A 17220-nucleotide genomic window follows, 5' to 3' on the forward strand; every position below is an offset into this window, starting at 1 on the left:
TCAATGAGCAGAGCTTTAATCATCGGTTCATCTGGCGGTATAGGGAAGGCCTTAAAAGAAGAGCTTGAGGGCACGGGATGCGACGTTGTAGGCCTATCGCGGACAGAAAACGGACTCGATATAACGGATGAAGCCAGCATAATAAGTGTCACTGCAGGACTTAAGGGTACGTTTGATACCATTTTAGTCGCGACAGGTTCTCTTTCGCCGCGAGATCAAGGACCGGAAAAAACTTATAAGGTTTTAGATGCCGAAACTGCAGCTCTTCAGTTCGCGGTAAATTCAATTGGTCCGATGATGATACTCAAGCACACCGCGCATTTATTACCCCGGGATTCAAAGGCGGTTTTTGCAGTTCTCTCAGCGAGAGTCGGATCAATCGGCGACAATAATCTTGGTGGCTGGTACTCTTACCGAGCATCAAAAGCGGCCCTAAACCAATTCATTCGTACAGCGTCCATTGAGTTGGCGCGCACCCATAAAAGGTCAATATGTGTGGCTCTTCATCCTGGCACTGTCGCGACTGAATTCACCCGAAATTACACAACCCACACGTCCGTTTCCTCATCAGTGTCGTCCAAAAACTTATTGAACGTAATTGACGGCTTAACACCGCAAGAGACGGGACAGTTTTTAGATTGGGCTGGGAACCCAATTCCATGGTGATCATAAACATCCGAGCGATATTTCTGAGAACGAACCTAACTGATAAAACCACCCCGAGTAGGAAGACCAATATGAATCATTTCTTTAAACGTTATACCGTCGCATTCTTTGTGTTTTTTGCGCCCATGATGGCCACGGCAGGAGATACCGTTTTGGAAGATTTCAAGTCACAGCCAGAGACAAGATGGGGATTTTTCACGGATGGCGTCATGGGCGGAGTTTCCCTTGGGCAGGCGTCGTTTGTTGCAGAGAACGGTGATGTCCACGCACATATGACTGGAAATGTGAGCACTGAAAACAACGGGGGTTTCATCCAAATCCGCATGGAACTACCGGATGGAGCGCCAGAGGATGCCAAGGGCGTGAGGCTCGTCGTGCGCGGCAATAATCAAGAGTACTTTGTCCATCTTCGCACTTCTGGAACACGCCTTCCGTGGCAATACTATCAAGCCGGTTTTGATGTCAGCAACGATTGGAAAGAAGTCATGCTGCCTTTCACCGACTTCAAACCATCTGGTAGCTTTCTTCGCGCTGTCCCGCGGGCAAGCAGCTTGAAATCCATTGGCGTAGTGGCCTTTGGGCGAGACCACGAAGCAGACGTCGACATAAAAGAAATCGGTTTTTACTGAGCTTTCATTGCGTCATTCGTCAATGGTCTCAACTCTGGTTTTTGCAGCTAGAAAATATGCTGTTCTTTTAGCGAGGTGAGCAACTTGAGGTCGGTTGGTCACAACCGAACTCAACAGACGGTGGCCAAGTCATTGGCCTCAAACTGAACGATTTAGACCAGACCAAAGTCGCAGCGTTCTCGATTGTTGTTAATGACACCGCCGGTGCGAGCAAAATAACGGTGCCTGATAGTGAGATAGAAGGCGTCCAGTTTTCTACCGAGTTGGCAGTTCAAAGCTTTAAGGCCCGTTTAAGGCACCCAAAGGACTCGTCTTGAAAATAGGGCGTACCAAAATTCGACTGTTCTCCAAATGAAAAAAGTCCGGTTCCCGCCCGTCCCGTCGATCGGTTTGAGCATGCTACGGGCATCCACCAAGTGCATCTTAGGGTTACCCCTTCACCCAACAGTTGAGAAACGCTGCAAGCACTGTGGTATCCGACCAACAAAATGCGCGTCATTAGTTCTGGATCAACCGAAGGTCGTTCAGTCGAACGAAAAAACTCGGACAGATATTGGCGAACACTGGATAAAACAATGACGCCACCTATTGTCCGCAAAACATGGTCGTATGGAAGATGAGCCTCAATCGAGAAGTCATAGAATAGGGCGCTTTGTGTCTCCTGCTTTGGTCCCAAAATCGCAATCAATCCCTCATATCTACAAGAAAATTGAAGCAGCCAAACCCCCTCAAATCAAGAAGAGTTTTTCAACAGAATAAACCCATACCTGCGAGATCTATGGGCATTCTGTTGGTAGATATGGATTGCGTTCAAGGTTAAGAATTTCAAAGCGCATCCTCTTTTTTGACCAGTTGTAGAGCTCTGCTTGTCCGCGAGAGGACGTGACAAGAATGGCATGGTAATCCCAAATCACCCTGCCTCTCGGACCGGTTCTGCTCGTCGCGAACTCGGGAAGGCGCATTTCCCATACAGAGTTCAGTTCGGTGTCGTAATTATTGGGTTTGGGCACAAGAATACATGCAGCGGTAGTGTCATTGGCCGCCCCGACGTGGAAATACATGCCCAACGCTGAAGCCCAAGACCAAGAGGCTAGAAGGAAAAGAACGGCGACCCCTGCGCCATGAGACATCCGATTGGTTTGCCCGAGCGCGAAAACAGTACGGATCATAAGCAGATAACCCACACCCCCCAATGTGAAAAATAGAACGATAAAACCGACCGCTGGCGTTCCAACCGCACTTGCCATAAATGCAAAATATATCCCGCCTATTAGGAGCAGGAATGCCAGCACCGAGAACACTTTTGCTGGCCATCGGTGTTCCTCAAGGGATTTTTGGGCGAGCAGCGCGGCAATCAGTCCTAGGGTACAGCCAGCAACAGTAAAAACCGCCCAGCTGTCCGCCGACACAGGAAACCAACTGCTGACCCAATAAATTAGAACAAGGAACGATGAGGCGACTTTCAAAAGAATTATTTCCTTACGCTAGCCTGCGCAACGACAGGACTGTGGTTTTGGATTTGATACCATATTTACGGGCATCGTCTTGGACCTTTTAAGCAGTGTCAAAAGCCAACTCAGGAACCTTAGTTGCTTAGTTGCGTCACCAATTTGCATCCGCTTTAAAGTGCTACATCATACAGCGGCATCACCCACGGTTACGTCACTATCATATTTCTACTTTTCAATGACTTACAACGACATTAAAGATGGGCCCGCTCCCTACCGTCGGAGCCAAAGCTCCCACTAAGACTTGATAATAAACGATAAAGCGCTCCGCCTGGGGCGTTGTCGCGTTTTTGCACACATTCTCTGACACAAACAATACGGAGTCGGAGTAATGGCACAGCAGAAAGTATACCAACATTTGGAATTTAGAGGCTCTTCTTTCCATTTTTGGCGCCGCATTCCGAAGTTTTTTTATAAAACAATCCAAACTCGTTTTTTACTTTTTGCGCTCCGTGCGCATGTGGTTAGCGAGGCCGAAGTGCTAGCCCGTCCTTTGACGTCCCTCACTCAGTCCCCCCGCTTTTAGCTGCCTGAAAGGTGCGAAAGAGACGGAAGTGAGAGTTATGGCGCGCGTATTGTCAGACCTGTTGCAATTTGAAACCTCAGCATCCGATCATGCACGTGTCATCACTCCTGAACGGTCCCGCGCCGAAGCCAAAATGGCCCCTCAGCGGAATTTCGCACTATAAGAAACTTTGAGAGAGCCTCTATTTCTGCGCCTCGGGGTGGAATTCGACGAGAATTCCACCGATTGGCAGCAGCTTGCCTACGAAGCAACCTGCGTCCTTTTAGATTTGAGCTTGGAACGCAACAAATGAGACAAAAGGGACTTCACACATCCCAGCCCACATTTTCAGCCCGCGATCGCGCAACAAAAGGACGGATCTATGTCGGCGGCAGGGTATTCATTGGCTGGCAGGTTAATGCAAGGCATTGGCCCAGAAGCAGCTCAGCGACGTTTTACAAAAATAAACCCAAGTTCGGCGGGATAGAACTGTCTTATGCGAAGCGATTACGGGCACTTGACGACGAGAACGGTAAGCTGGGGGACGAATGCCTGATTGGGACACTTTTTGGCACATTGCGCGATGCCCGTGAAACGCTTGAAGAGTGGCAGGAGGAGTATAACTGGCGCAGACCACATTCAGCTCTAGCCAACGGGACACTGATGAAATTCTTGCGGAGAGGGTTCATGGGCAAGATGGCTGCTTAAGGCCAATTTTTTGGCCACAAGGGCTCCGCGCAAAGCTGGAGGAAACTTGGACCTCAGGTCAAAATCCATCCATTTGATGGTGGCCATGGAAAGTTCCCGCTCCCAATTTTTATAAGCTATTGTCTAAACCTTCTTTTTTCCCTCGTGTCCTTCCAACACGCGGGCAAGTTTTTTCATCATCTGCCCCATTCGAAAGTAAGACAATGAGAGTCGCGATTTCGTCAATATGGAGATATGTCAGGTGCTGTTTTTGAAACTTGGGTGTGAGTGTGTCTCTTAGTCGTCTGTACTTTTTAGCCGCCGTTTTATTAAGTTCTTATCGCCCAGATCAGCTAGAACTGCCTCCAGTACCGCCATTCCTCGCTTTTACGCATCAGTTATCTGCGAATACGGGTTAACAACGGACATACCGTGTAGAGAAGAAACAGCAGCATCTGCGGCGCGTTGTGGATGCGTTTCACGCGCAGCCGAACAATCCCAATTCACTGTCGGATCGGGCCAAGATTGCCATTGCATCGGAGCGCAGGGTGGCCCGTTTATTTCCCAAAGAAACCGGCCTAAGTTTCCGAAAATGGCACCAAAATCCATTGCCTAAAACACAGTACGCGGTGCCCTGAATGTGCTGCATGAAAAAGCGGCGTTACTGTTTGTAAAAATCTGAGTACGGAGGGCAAAAAATCGCTCCCTACGATCCCTGAAAGTGAAATTCAATTGCCACAGATTGTTTTCGCCTGCGCTGCCCCCCCAATTATGCCCGAAGTTTCAGTTCGCTCGAATTGCCTACACCTCTTGATCGATCTCAAAGCCCCTTCGATTCAAAGTCTTTGAGAGAATCAAATTTTCGGTTATGTTGTCCAATGCACTGTGACAATGGAGGCCACTTCAATGATCAGATTAGAACCCTATAAAATTCATTCTACTGTCCATATGGCAGCAGCTATTGTGGCTTTCACCACGGGGGCGGCTTTTGCAGAACCCTCGCTGGAGCGGGGCACGTATTTGGTTGAAGGCCCGTCTGCTTGCGGCAATTGCCATACGCCCCAAGGGCCCGACGGACCGCTTCCTGATATGGCGCTTGCTGGAATGCTCGTTGATAAAAACGAAAACTTCACTGCCATCGCACAGAATATTACACCCGGGGGGCGTGTTGGAGATTGGTCGGATATCGAGTTGGCCAAGGCCATTCGTGAAGGCATTCGTCCCGATGGAAGCGTGATTGGGCCACCAATGCCTATGGGGCTCTATCGTGGTTTATCCGATGACGATCTCATGAGCATTATCCTGTATCTGCGTCAGGTGCCCGCTGTTGATAACGACCCTGGAGTGAGTGAGTACAATATTCCGCTCCCTCCCGCCTATGGGCCGCCGATTGAATCTGTACCCGCAATCCCGCAGGGCAAGACTGTCGAATACGGAGCGTATCTTGCTGGCCCTATCGCGCATTGCGTTGAATGCCATACATCTTTTGGCCCGCAGGGGCCGATGTTTGAGACCCATCTCGGGGCTGGCGGATTTGCTTTCCATGGGCCGTGGGGCACATCGATTGCGGCCAATATCACTCCGACAGGCCTCAGCAAGTATAATGATGCCGAGTTGGGCACAATAATTCGGAATGGGCAACAGCCAGACGGCACCCAAATGATGCCACCGATGCCCTATCCCTATCTAGCCAATATGACGGACGACGATTTGGCCGCGATTGTTCTTTACTTGCGGGCAATGCCGCCGCTGCCCGACGGCGAATAAAGGGGCTGAGTGCCTGAACTGAAAGTTAGTTTTCAGTTCAGGCACGGCCTACGCGATCACCGAATAACCGGTGCGTTCTTCGAACTAAGCGCGTTTAACCAAACCAATGACGAAGAGCAGGATTACGGACCCAATGGTCGCGTAAATGATCGAAGCAATGAAGCCACCGCCAACCGAAACCCCAAGTGCGGGAAAGATCATTCCAGCCAAAAACGCCCCGACGACACCCACAATAACATTGCCAACAACCCCAAAGCCTCGCCCCTTCATAATCCGGCCAGACAACCAGCCAGCGAGAGCGCCGACCACCAACATGACGATAATACTTTCAAACTGCATGATTATTCCCCTTACGATAACCCAAAATTCGACCAAAGATGCGTGCTCGCGCCACAAAGTAGTCAGACCGATTGGGGGACCTGCGCCCCCAATCGGTTCACACATTCATCGACTAGCCTTCGACTGGTCCGCCGGCGTCTTTCCATGATGAAAAACCACCAACGTTTGAAACGTTCTTAAAACCCATGTCCTTCAACGTCTTGCCACTGAGTGCGGCCTGACCGCCGACACCACATACAAGAACAATATCGGCGTCCTTTTTGAGGGCTGGGTTGTGCAGCGCATGAGAATCGTCAGCTAGAAATTCGATCATCCCGCGCTTAACCATTTCCGCTCCGGCGATGGTGCCTGACGCCGCGATATCGGCGCTGTCACGCACATCGACAAATACAGAATTGCCAGTTCTATGCTTTGCAATGCCTTCTTCGACAGTAATTTTTGGGACGACTGCATTTGCTTCGTCCAGATAGTCCTGTGCGGTTTTCATTCTTAAAATCCTTTATTTTGTGTGGGGTGTCACACGTTCTCGGGTATCAATTTAGTCGACCCTTCGAATAATATAAGATGCTGACCTTCATCATTCCAGAGTTCAAGGGGTAAACGCCCGCTGCGAGATGGACTGGCGGCAAGGCGCCTCGTTTTCACACGCATCTAGCGCATGGATTTCAACTCATCCATTGACCGCCATCGACGTTGTAGGTTTGCGAAACAATATAGTCTGCATCGGAAGACGCCAAAAACACCGCCATTCCCGCCAAATCTGCAGGCACAGCAAAGCGCCCCGCCGGAACACTGGCCGCCACCTCAGCTTTCTTCTGGCCCAGCGGTTTGCCTTCAAGCTTGGCGAACATCGCGTCGACGTGTTCCCAATGCTCACCGTCCACAACCCCCGGCGCAATGGCGTTAACGTTGATCCGATCCTTGATAAGATCAAGCCCCGCTGATTGCGTTAGCGAAATCACTGCCGCTTTGGTTGAACAATAGACCGCGACAAGTGGCTCGCCCCGCCGCCCCGCCTGTGACGCCATGTTGATGATCTTGCCACCGTGCCCCTGTTTGACCATTTGGCGCGCGGCCGCTTGCATCGTAAACAACGTGCCCGCGACATTCACCGCATAGAGCTTTTCATAACTCGCCCGCGTAATATCCACCGTGCGCGCCGCATCAAAAAGCGCCGCGTTATTCACAAGAATATCCAGCTTCCCTGCCCGCGAGACCACAGCCTCAATCGCCGCATCGATGCTGCTCTGCTGGGTCACGTCGATTTCGACCGCATAGGCAGCGGGCCCAAGATTGGACGCTGCCTGCTTGGCCGCCTCCAAGTTGATATCAGCAATGGCGACGGTTGCGCCTTCCGCAAGGTACGCCTTGGCAAAGCCAAGCCCCAGCCCCCGCGCGGCCCCTGTGATCATGGCGGATTTTCCCACTAGTCGGTTCATATCATTCAGCTTTCCTATGGGGCGTGTGATGCCGTTTTCGGGGGTGAACTTAGCAGAAGTTCCGCTCAATAGTAGTGGTAATTTATCGGTGTATCGCAAAGGGCAGACGTGTCATTTTTCCACTACCTCGCTAAATCCATTCCCTCGATTTTGCAAAGCTGTGCCCCAGAATGACGACAAAAATACCCGCGGCTGAGACAATCAAAAGTATTGGCCAGTCCATTGTTTTCATTTGTGAACCTAAATATGTCGACATCACCGTCATTGGGAGAATTCCCACAGCACTCGTCCAAACGAAGGTCCAAACACGAACACCTGTGAGGCCTGCGGCATAGTTCACAAGGTTAAAGGAGATCACCGGAATAAAGCGACTGATGAGCAAGGTAAACGTGCCCTGTTCCTGCGCCCAGCGATCCAGCGTGTTAGCTTGGCTAGGCGACAACCACGCGTGGACAACATCCCGCCCCAGCAGTCGAGAAAGATAAAAAGCCAGCAAGCCACCCAACATCGCCCCAGCCCAAACCAGCGCACTACCAACAAGTGTTCCGTAGACGGCTCCAGCGCAAATGGCCAAAATCTCGGCGGGAAAAGGGATGAAGCTGTGCAGTATCATCAGACCGATAATCGCAAACGGTCCCCAAGCACCAAGACCACGCAGCCAAATTGTCAATTCTTCGGGTGATGGAAGGTTCAAACCAACAAAATACACCAGCAGCGCGCATAGAAAAGCGGTGGCCAAGATCACAAGAATGAGGGTGGTTTTCCTAGACAAAGGGATGAGAGTCTCCAAAGCTGCCCCAAAAGAGAGGTATCGTCCTATTACTAGCAAATTAGACAAAATAGCACGACACGATAAACTCTCTCTGCGCGAAAAATTCTCAGCCGGAGCCAGCGCGAATTTGCGTCACCCGGCATCAATCATCTAACTACTCAGGCTTGGCGCCCGTTTTGGCGGCAACTTCTGGTTCACAGTTTACCAGTATTTTCCCAAAACGAGTACCTTCCATCCAGGGGTCTCCCAATGAAGAATGTCCTCTTCGGAAAAACACGGAAATGCCCCCTTAAGCATCTGGCAGCGAGCACTGCTTGAAATTTGGCGCACTTATGTGGCGGGTTTCACACTAAAATCTTTCCACCGACTAAATTGATCATTTCAATGAAAAAATATCTGTTCCCCAGCATCCAGTGTTCCAACAGAACCAACGTTTGCGCAGCTTCAATAATCAAGGACGAGGTTGGATGCCAAGGCTATTATTACACGCAGGACTGCCCAAAACAGCTACGACAACCGTTGAAGGTTTCTAGGTACGAAGCGCATCATCCGCTCGGAAACGTCTTTCGCCACACTCCAAGATAAAATGCGGGGCCATTTTCAGGCTTCGACGTGTTTCCAACAATTTTCCTACGCAGACAGGACCATTTGATAGATGCGGCACTTAAAGAAAACAAGAAAAACGGCGGCGAAGTTATTGACCGCACAGAATACTTAAAAGCGCGTCAAAGTTGGTCCGATTACAATGATAAACTTTCGCAATGGGCGCGTGTGTTTGAAGCGGACAATATTTTGATTGCGTTTTTTGACATAGGCAACGGGCACCTAACCGTTGTGAAAATGTCTTTTGACGAAATTGGAATTAACTTTAGCGATGATTAGGTACTCTTTGGCGACCACAACGGAAGCCTTTCTTAGCGCGATGCCAACCAAGCGACGTATCGGTCCAAATTCACCCTCTATTTCATTTTTCTGGGACAATTTTCGGAAAAAAAACTGACCTTTCTAGGTGGGAAAGTATTTTGCCCCGCGGAAAGATTGAAATTATATTAGGATGTCGCGACCTCAAACGCCAAAGTTGCACGGGATTATTTAGGACGCGAAGGCGGTGTGTTGTTCCCAAATGCACCACCGAGCCTCGATGCTGAATGGGATGCATACACCGGATTGACAATGGAGATAGCAGCCAAAATTGGTAGTTTCCTTGCCGACAGATTGTACGCGCGAGCGCCCTAATGGCGATAAGCATACCCATTTCGCATCAAGACGCCGACTTAAGGCTAGCGGCGGGCATAAGTGTAATATTTGCCCGCCCTCTTGGTGTATTGAAAGCGGGCAAAGGTTTAGCTGTCCGTTTGCTTGGCGCCTTTTGTCGTTAACCCCTTGAACCACTCACGCAGACTTTGCAGGACAACAAACAAGACTGGCACGAGTATAACCCCAAGAACTGTCGCCAAAAGCATCCCGCCAAATACCGCAATCCCGATGGCTTGCTGGCTCGCGGCTCCGGCACCACTGGCAACAACAAGCGGAACGACCCCTAAAAGAAACGACAAGGCCGTCATCATAACTGCGCGGAACCGTTTTGATGTGGCCTCAACTGCGGCTTCGCGGATCGTCATGCCATTGTGGCGTTGCACGATCGCGAACTCCACGATCAAAATCGCGTTTTTGGAGGCGAGTCCGATCAACATAATCATCCCGATTTGGGTATAAAGGTTGACGTCCCCTCCTGTGAATTGAACCGCCAACAAAGCCCCAAACAGCGCCACAGTCACCGACAGAAGGATGCCAACCGGCAGACTCCAACTCTCATATTGTGCAACGAGAAACAGATAGCCAAAGACAATCGCCAAGATCAAAATAACCACGACCAAACCACCCGCGTCGAGCTGTTGTTGCGCAATACCCGTCCACTCGTGGGAATACCCCGGTGGTAGCGCATTCACCGCCTCTTCTTGCAGCACGCGGATCGCATCGCCCGTAGAAAGCCCTTCAGCGGGGATTGCGGTCACAGTTGCGGAGCGGAACATATTATAGCGATTGAGCGCCACAGGGCCGAGTTCATTAGATATGGTAATCAGCGCACCCATCGGAACCATCGCGCCCGTTTGCGACCGCACATATAGAGCGTCAAGATCCTCGACCTTGTTGCGATATTCGCCTTCCGCTTGGATCATCACCCGATAAACCCGCCCGAACAGATTGAAATCGTTCACATAAAACGACCCCATATAGGCCTGAAGCGTGGAGAAAACATCTGCGACCGAAACCCCGAGGGATTTGGCCTTTTCACGGTCCAAATCCACATAGACCTTCGGAACATTGGCGCGGAAGGTCGTATAGGCCTGTGCAATTTCGGGACGTTGATTGGCAGCATAAACGAGGGAGCCAAGGGCCGCAGATAGCTCTTGGGTCGTCCCGCCCCCCGTTTGCTGCACCTTCATTTCGACACCTGCACTCATGCCAAGACCAGAAATCGCTGGCGGATTGAACGCAATAATACTAGCGCCAATTTCCTGACTGGCGAGGGCTTGAATCTCGCTCAAAACGCCGTTCGCGCTGAGGGCTTCTGTCGTGCGGTCATTCCACGACTCCAAATTGGTCACAATCATCGCGCCGTTCGATCCACCGCCATTCAACAGGCTGAATCCGTTCACGTTTACTGTTGACGAAACTCCGGGGATTTCCCGTATTTTCGCGTCGAAACGTTCCGTAACGGCTTCTGTGCGCTCAAGCGATGCTGCGTCCGGAAGTTGAATATCAACAAACAAATAGCCGTTGTCTTCGATGGGAAGGAACCCTGCAGGCAGGGATTTGAGCAAACCACCAGAGCCAAAAATAACCGCCGCAACGATTGCGAGGCCGATCAACGGAACACGTACAAGGCGGCTTACGATGCCCACGTACCCACCGCGTACAAACCCGATGCCCTTGTCAAAAAGGGCAAGAACGCCTTTTGAAGGGCCGTCGCGTTTTTTCAAAATGATCGAACACAAAGCGGGCGAAAGTGTGAGCGCATTGATCGAGGAAATCACCACAGCCACAGAAATCGTTGTCGCAAACTGAGAATACAAACGCCCCGTAATGCCCGGCATAAACGTCACGGGCACGAAAACCGCGAGCAAAACGAGGGTCGTCGCAATAATGGGTCCTGTGATTTGCCCCATAGCTTTGCGGGTGGCGTCGGGGGCACTCAGCCCCTCCTTTTCCATAATAGATTCAACGGCTTCGACCACGATGATTGCATCATCAACCACAATCCCGATGGCGAGCACCAAGGCAAAAAGCGAAATCGTATTCAGCGACATGCCAAACATGAGCATAAACGCAAAGGCGCCAATCAAAGAGACGGGGATCGCAATCGCCGGAATAAGCGTCGCGCGCGCACTGCCCAAAAAGAAGAACACAACAGCCATAACGATGACGAATGTTTGCATCAGTGTCGTTAAAACGTCATCCAAAGATTGCTGTACAAATCGTGTAGAATCAAAGGGAACGTCATAGACGATGTCGTCGGGAAACGCTTGAGCAAGCCGCTCAAGCTCTGCGGAAACTCCCTCCGCAACCTTCAGCGAATTGGCCCCTGGCGCTTGGTAAATTGCCAAAACGGTTGAGGCTTGGCCCGAATACAGGCCCGATGCGCTGTAATATCCCGCGCCTAATTCCACGCGCGCCACGTCTTTCATCAGGACAATACTGCCCGCCTCGCCCGTGCGCAGAACAATATTTTCAAACTCTTGAACCGTCGTGAGGCGCCCTCTGGACACGATGGTGTATTGGAATTGTTGCCCCGTTGGGACAGGGCTTGAACCGATTTGTCCGGCGGATACTTCGAGATTTTGCTCACGAATTGCCGCAATGAGATCACTGGGCGCAATTCCAAGGCTGGCCATGCGATTTGGATCCATCCACATGCGCATCGCATACTCGAAATTGGTCATGATGGTGGCTTCGCCCACCCCACTCACCCGCGCCAGGGCGTCCCGAAGGTTGATCGCCGCATAGTTCGACAGGAACACCTCGTCGTAAGTCCCATTGGGCGACAGAAGTGTCACCAAAAGCAACATATTGGTGGAGGCTTTCTGCGTAACCACCCCCGAATTTGTAACTTCAGCGGGCAACGAGGACATTGCCTGTGCAACACGATTTTGCACATTGACGGCTGCAAGATCGGGGTCGGTTCCAACTTTGAAGGTGACCGAGAGCGAATACGAGCCTGTGTCCGTACTGTCGGATGACATATAAATCATGTCATCCACGCCGTTCACTTGGGCCTCAATAACCGCCGCAACCGTGCTTTCGACGGTTTCCGCATTTGCGCCTGTGTAATTGGCGCTCACCTTGACGACGGGCGGGGTAATGGAGGGGTATTGTTCAACCGGAAGGGCGAAATACCCGATGACTCCCATGATGGTTAACACCAAGGAAATAACGATCGCCATTTTGGGGCGTGCGACAAAAATAGAAGAAAACACGCTTTAGTTCCCTTCTGCGGAGGTTGCACTGCCCGCGAGTATGGCATTGACTTCAACCCCTGGGCGCACGCGCTGAAGGCCTTCGATAATGACGGCTTCACCTTCGACAAGACCGTCGTCAACGACAACCGAAACCCCGTCTTGACGACCTAAAGTCACGTAACGTTGCTCGACAGTTTGCTCGGCCCCAACCACCAAGACGAAATCGCCGCGCTGATCGCGCTGAACGGCGGCTTGGGGGATAAGGAGTGCATCGGTTGGCGCGTTATCTTCGATACGTAAACTGACAAAAGATCCATCAAAAATCAGGCCATTGTCATTGGGAAATTCAACATCCAAACTCACCGTTCCTGTTGCAGGATCAATCCGGTTGTCGGCGAAAACGATGTGGCCAACCTCCTCAAGCTGCGTCCCATTTGGCAAAGAAACGAAGACATCCAGCGCTTTTGAGCCATTGGCAAGGTTTTCAAGCGAAGCGTCATGAACCTGCAAAAAGTTCACCAACTGCTTTTCGGTGAGCGAGAACTCGACGTAAATTGGTGCGGTGCGAATGAGGGTGACCAAGGGCGACGTCGTTGGGCCAACCAATTCGCCCACACTTGGGTTCGCGCGGCCAATCCGCCCGTCAAAAGGCGCGGCGACACTGGTATAACTTAGGTCAAGTTCTGCCAACTGAATCGTCGCATCCGCAATTTCGATATTGGCTTCGGCGACCTGAAAATTTGCCTGCGCGATATCACGATCCGCGACGGTGCCAGACTCACGCCGCAACAATTCCGACTTTCGATCAAGTTCGATTTGCGCCAGTTTAAGTTGGGCAACGGCAGAAGCCTTTTCCGCCTTGCGCGCGGCAAGGTTGGCAGCATAAGTTCCAGGTTCAATCTTAAACAGGACTTCACCTTTTTTGACATCTGCGCCGTTTTTAACCAAGAAATCCTGCAGAAATCCACTAACGCGCGCGACAATATCAACCTTATCAATCGCTTTGCCACGCCCGATAAAGGTAGCTTCCAAAACTAACCCCTCCGTATGCGCTACGGCAATCGAAACCATCGGCCCGGAGGGCGCTTCTTGGGCAACACTGACCTGTGATGACGCAAAAAGTGCGGCCCCAAAAGTGATTGCTTGGAAAAACGATTGGCCTGTGAGTTTCATGCGTACCCTACCCCATGAGTTCAATTTTATTTCCCCACGAAGTGTAAGAAACAATTTTTAGGCACGTCTCCGTACCTGTCGTAAATTTGTAAAGGAGCCCCACGCTATTTTGTGGCGGCTCCTGAAGTTTTTGTCTCTAAAGCAGCCACAAGATTATAGAAGCCTTGAGGCTTTTAGACAGATTATTCCACAGGGCTCCAGGCGGTGTCCGGATTATACGTCAGAATTTCAAGGGCGACATCAAGGCTGTTTTCCCCCAAATCCGCCGCAAAGACGCGCCCGTTTTCCGAGACGATGAAGCTGTGAACACCGGTTTCATTATAGGCCGCAGGGACCGCTAAAAGCGCGTGGCCCGCGATCATGTTGCCACCGACGATATAGTCAAGCGCCCCTCCCGGAGCGGACGCGCCCTGCCCCTGAAGCACACGATAATAGTAGCCGCCGAATGGCTCGGCTTCTTGATCAGTTTCGCCATCCGAAAAGCCATCTAACGATGCCAATGCGATGCGTTCGCCAAGCGGGCTGTCTTCATCAGCCCAAACCAACCCGTCCCGCGCGCCGTCGCTTGAGAGAATAGAGGCGGCAAATTCCAACACCCCGTCCGCGTCGTGATCAACAAGGCGATAGGCCAACTGAAGCTCGACATACGCTTCAATCATATCGATCGTTTCAAGTTCATTCAGGCCAATGCTGCGGTAAAACACTTCGTCACGCCCCGCCTCAATATCAAAAGCCCACGCTGTATCCGTTTTGGCCAATGGGATTGGAAACGGCCAAGCCTCGGCTCCCAAAAGCAACGTTACACGGTTTTCTTCGTCAAGTTGGAAGCGGTACCCTTCTTGAATCAGCGCTTCGATTTCGGCGCGGTTTTCAGCATCTTCTTGGGCATCACCAGACACTAAGACATCCGTCGCATCGGTGCCAAAAACCTCAAGCACAGCTTCGCGGTTCCCGAGAGCGGCGACAAATGCCTCGAGCGCATCTTGCGGAGTGGCATAGGTTGCAGGTCCGTCTGCGGCAAAAGTCGGAAGAGTTGACGCCAAAAACGCGAAACCTGAGATGCTCATTTTAAGATTGTGTTTCATGCTCTTATCTCCTTCTTCCGCCACTAGCAGCCTTACCACGAGCCTTACCTGATTTAGCACTGTGAGAGGACGGCCGTTTTTTCATGGCTGTGTTTTTCTTTGCTGCGGGTTTGGCTCTTGGCTTTTTTGCTGCCTTTGGCTTTTGTATCGCCGCCTTTTTCTTCGTTGCCTTTGCCTTGTTAGCGCCACCAGCTTTTGCCTTGGCACCGTCTCTCGTGGGAGGTGCCCCCGTCCGGTTTACCGCAGCCTTTTTATTTGCGGTTCCGACCTTAGCTGCTCCAGCCGGCCGTTTGGACTTGGCAACGGCATCACGGGGCTTCTGAACTCTTGAAATGTCTTTTGTTCCCGTCGACTTCGCGAGGTTGGCCCGCATGTCGTCGCCCCGATTGGGCGTTTTCGCAGGCAAGGTTGTGGCGCCATTCGGGCCGCGTTTATTAGTTATCTTCTTCTGAGCATCTTTTTTGCGGCGCTCGTCGGGCTGCCAACCGCCAACATTGCCCGCACGGTTTCTATCCCCATTATTTTTGCCAAGGTTGTTACCGTTATTATTCCCAATTTTGTTGCCAATATTCACATTTCCATCAACGCCGATATCAATATTCGGATTTCGATAAATCGGCCCACCGCCCCAACCACCACAGTTGCGACATCCCCAGTAATCGTTCCAAGGGTCGTTATTGTCGAAAATTGCATCCAACACTAAATATGAACCGAATCCGATCAAACCTGCGGTCAGGACGTCGTTTGTGCTGTTACTTTCCTGCACATAAACAACATTTGAATCATATTGAGGCACATAGACAATTTCGGGGTCGGTGGGTTGAATGACGATGGCTTCCTCGCCGCTCGCCCCCTTCGTAACCTCAACTGTTTGCTCGTCCCCTGACACCAAAACACCGCTGGCATTCGCCACTTCGCGCCGGTTTTGGACGGCGACCATAACGTCGTCACTTTGGGCCAGCATTGCTGTGCCTATGGTATCCGTCCAATCGACATGCTCGGCCATATCGGCCAAAACATCTGGGAAGGCCGCAGCCAAAACAGCAACGCTTTCGTCCCAGCCTTGCGCATCAATGGTTTCCTTCAACGCTTCAGGTTCGACACCTTCGTTGTCTTTAATCAGCCGATCCGCCTTCATCACATCAAGCGGGAACGTCGCCGCAACCAATATTTGGATCAACAACGTGTCTGGATACAGCGCGACGGGGCCAACGAGTGTTTGTAGCTCTTCAGCGGTTAAGAGCGCTTCTTCTGTGGCCGCGACCGCGGTCGTTTCTGCCGCCTCCGTGGCGCTGGTCTGAGCGCCTGCAACGCTCGGTAAAAACAAAACGGACCCTAAAATCGCAGCTTTGAGTGTTAAATGTTTCATTTGTTAATTCCTTTACTGCTAAACTTTGGCTCCTAGAAGCCACAGATTAGGACCCTATTTTTTCAACGCCTTTAACAAGGCTGCAACAACGCCATTGAGTAAACCCGGTGCAAACATCGCAAATGGATCGCGCGCCATAGAGCGCACACTTTGAGCGAGGAGTTTTGCTTCTTGGGTCGCATCTTGAATTTCTGCTTCCAAATCTTCAAGAGCCAAATCCCGCACTTCGGCAACGCTTGCGACGTCGGCATCTGCGTTTTGGTGATTGGCAATGGACACAAAGAGACCCGCCACGAGGAAGTTGGCAAACGCCACGATCAAGGCCGCCATCGGCTTTGACACTTGGGTCGCTAGTTCAAAATACGCGGCGCCATTTAGCATGACTATGCCAAGACCCGCGGCAATCCCTGCCATCACCATCATCACGGTTTGACGCCGCAAAACCGCCATGCGCCGTTGCGCCATCAGGCGCTCAGCACGTAAAATGATTGTTATATTCCTGCTAATACGGCTCATAACTACCCCCTATGCCCAGAACGTCCGAACAGATAGCCAACGAAAAATATTCCCAACGCTGTCAGGACTGGCTTGCGGTGCGGCAGTGTTTCGAGGTCTTCCAGTGCTTGGTGGAACAGCCCCGCAAACTCGCCCTCTTCAAACAGTCCAGACGCGGCGGCTTGGGTTGCTGCAGTATCCGTTTGAACGTCCTCTTGCGAGGTCACGTTCTTGATTTCGCTTAACGCCTTTCGAAGTTGAGCCAGCTCCGCCTCGAGTTCCGCTTTCGTCGCCATAGCTTGTGCTCCTGTTCATTTCCTTGATTC

16 protein-coding genes are annotated in these 17220 nt (G+C 51.4%); 5 read left to right on the top strand and 11 right to left on the bottom strand.

The features are described 5' to 3' along the window. The first annotated feature begins 3 nt into the window (after positions 1–3). Positions 4–666, top strand: a complete 663-nt coding sequence (locus tag AB9F29_RS02805) for an SDR family NAD(P)-dependent oxidoreductase (protein WP_369754511.1) — start codon at positions 4–6, stop codon at positions 664–666. A 71-nt stretch (positions 667–737) separates the two neighbouring features. Continuing rightward, positions 738–1295, top strand: a complete 558-nt coding sequence (locus AB9F29_RS02810) for a CIA30 family protein (RefSeq protein ID WP_369754512.1) — start codon at positions 738–740, stop codon at positions 1293–1295. 776 nt (positions 1296–2071) lie between these two features. On the opposite strand, the gene AB9F29_RS02815 is transcribed toward AB9F29_RS02810, so the two are convergent. Then, the gene (locus AB9F29_RS02815) at positions 2072–2761 is read right to left on the bottom strand and encodes a hypothetical protein (protein WP_369754513.1); all 690 of its coding nucleotides are present in this window, start codon (positions 2759–2761) and stop codon (positions 2072–2074) included. Between the two features lie 856 nt (positions 2762–3617). On the opposite strand from AB9F29_RS02815, the gene AB9F29_RS02820 reads away from it, so the two are divergent. Together AB9F29_RS02820 and AB9F29_RS02825 are read left to right on the top strand one after the other, a co-directional pair. Continuing rightward, a complete protein-coding gene (locus tag AB9F29_RS02820) occupies positions 3618–4016 on the top strand; it encodes an integrase core domain-containing protein (RefSeq protein ID WP_369754514.1) in 399 nt (132 codons plus the stop codon). A gap of 885 nt (positions 4017–4901) precedes the next feature. Next, entirely contained in the window at positions 4902–5762 is an 861-nt protein-coding gene (locus tag AB9F29_RS02825; protein ID WP_369754515.1) for a c-type cytochrome, read from the top strand. Between the two features lie 84 nt (positions 5763–5846). Here AB9F29_RS02825 and AB9F29_RS02830 read toward each other — a convergent pair whose 3' ends face one another. From AB9F29_RS02830 to AB9F29_RS02845, 4 genes are all read right to left on the bottom strand, one after another. Then, positions 5847–6101: a GlsB/YeaQ/YmgE family stress response membrane protein gene (locus AB9F29_RS02830; RefSeq protein ID WP_369754516.1), complete on the bottom strand. Its 255-nt coding sequence runs from the start codon at positions 6099–6101 to the stop codon at positions 5847–5849. Between the two features lie 112 nt (positions 6102–6213). Continuing rightward, complete coding sequence (locus tag AB9F29_RS02835; protein ID WP_335585438.1) at positions 6214–6588, bottom strand: rhodanese-like domain-containing protein; 375 nt, start codon at positions 6586–6588, stop codon at positions 6214–6216. Positions 6589–6766: 178 nt separating this feature from the next. Then, positions 6767–7540: an L-iditol 2-dehydrogenase gene (locus tag AB9F29_RS02840; RefSeq protein ID WP_369754517.1), complete on the bottom strand. Its 774-nt coding sequence runs from the start codon at positions 7538–7540 to the stop codon at positions 6767–6769. Between the two features lie 130 nt (positions 7541–7670). Continuing rightward, on the bottom strand, positions 7671–8312 hold the full coding sequence (locus tag AB9F29_RS02845; RefSeq protein ID WP_369754518.1) for a TVP38/TMEM64 family protein: 642 nt from the start codon (positions 8310–8312) through the stop codon (positions 7671–7673). Positions 8313–8924: 612 nt separating this feature from the next. On the opposite strand from AB9F29_RS02845, the gene AB9F29_RS02850 reads away from it, so the two are divergent. Continuing rightward, positions 8925–9194 carry a hypothetical protein gene (locus tag AB9F29_RS02850; RefSeq protein WP_369754519.1) on the top strand — a complete coding sequence of 90 codons (270 nt, stop codon included), beginning with the start codon at positions 8925–8927 and terminating at the stop codon, positions 9192–9194. A 461-nt stretch (positions 9195–9655) separates the two neighbouring features. On the opposite strand, the gene AB9F29_RS02855 is transcribed toward AB9F29_RS02850, so the two are convergent. The 6 genes from AB9F29_RS02855 to AB9F29_RS02880 all read right to left on the bottom strand — a co-directional run bounded on the left by AB9F29_RS02855 (position 9656) and on the right by AB9F29_RS02880 (position 17190). Then, on the bottom strand, positions 9656–12790 hold the full coding sequence (locus AB9F29_RS02855) for an efflux RND transporter permease subunit (protein WP_369754520.1): 3135 nt from the start codon (positions 12788–12790) through the stop codon (positions 9656–9658). A gap of 3 nt (positions 12791–12793) precedes the next feature. Further along, positions 12794–13945 (bottom strand): efflux RND transporter periplasmic adaptor subunit, encoded by a 1152-nt coding sequence (locus AB9F29_RS02860; RefSeq protein WP_369754521.1) that lies wholly within the window; start codon positions 13943–13945, stop codon positions 12794–12796. 182 nt (positions 13946–14127) lie between these two features. Continuing rightward, on the bottom strand, positions 14128–15030 hold the full coding sequence (locus AB9F29_RS02865) for a DUF2950 family protein (RefSeq protein ID WP_369754522.1): 903 nt from the start codon (positions 15028–15030) through the stop codon (positions 14128–14130). Positions 15031–15034: 4 nt separating this feature from the next. Next, on the bottom strand, positions 15035–16399 hold the full coding sequence (locus tag AB9F29_RS02870; protein ID WP_369754523.1) for a DUF3300 domain-containing protein: 1365 nt from the start codon (positions 16397–16399) through the stop codon (positions 15035–15037). A gap of 54 nt (positions 16400–16453) precedes the next feature. Next, a complete protein-coding gene (locus AB9F29_RS02875; protein WP_335585446.1) occupies positions 16454–16915 on the bottom strand; it encodes a hypothetical protein in 462 nt (153 codons plus the stop codon). Positions 16916–16917: 2 nt separating this feature from the next. Then, positions 16918–17190, bottom strand: a complete 273-nt coding sequence (locus AB9F29_RS02880) for a hypothetical protein (protein ID WP_369754524.1) — start codon at positions 17188–17190, stop codon at positions 16918–16920. Between the last annotated feature and the right edge of the window lie 30 nt (positions 17191–17220).

The sequence above is a fragment of the Falsihalocynthiibacter sp. S25ZX9 genome, from assembly GCF_041205405.1.
In the GTDB taxonomy this organism is placed as follows: domain Bacteria; phylum Pseudomonadota; class Alphaproteobacteria; order Rhodobacterales; family Rhodobacteraceae; genus Falsihalocynthiibacter; species Falsihalocynthiibacter arcticus.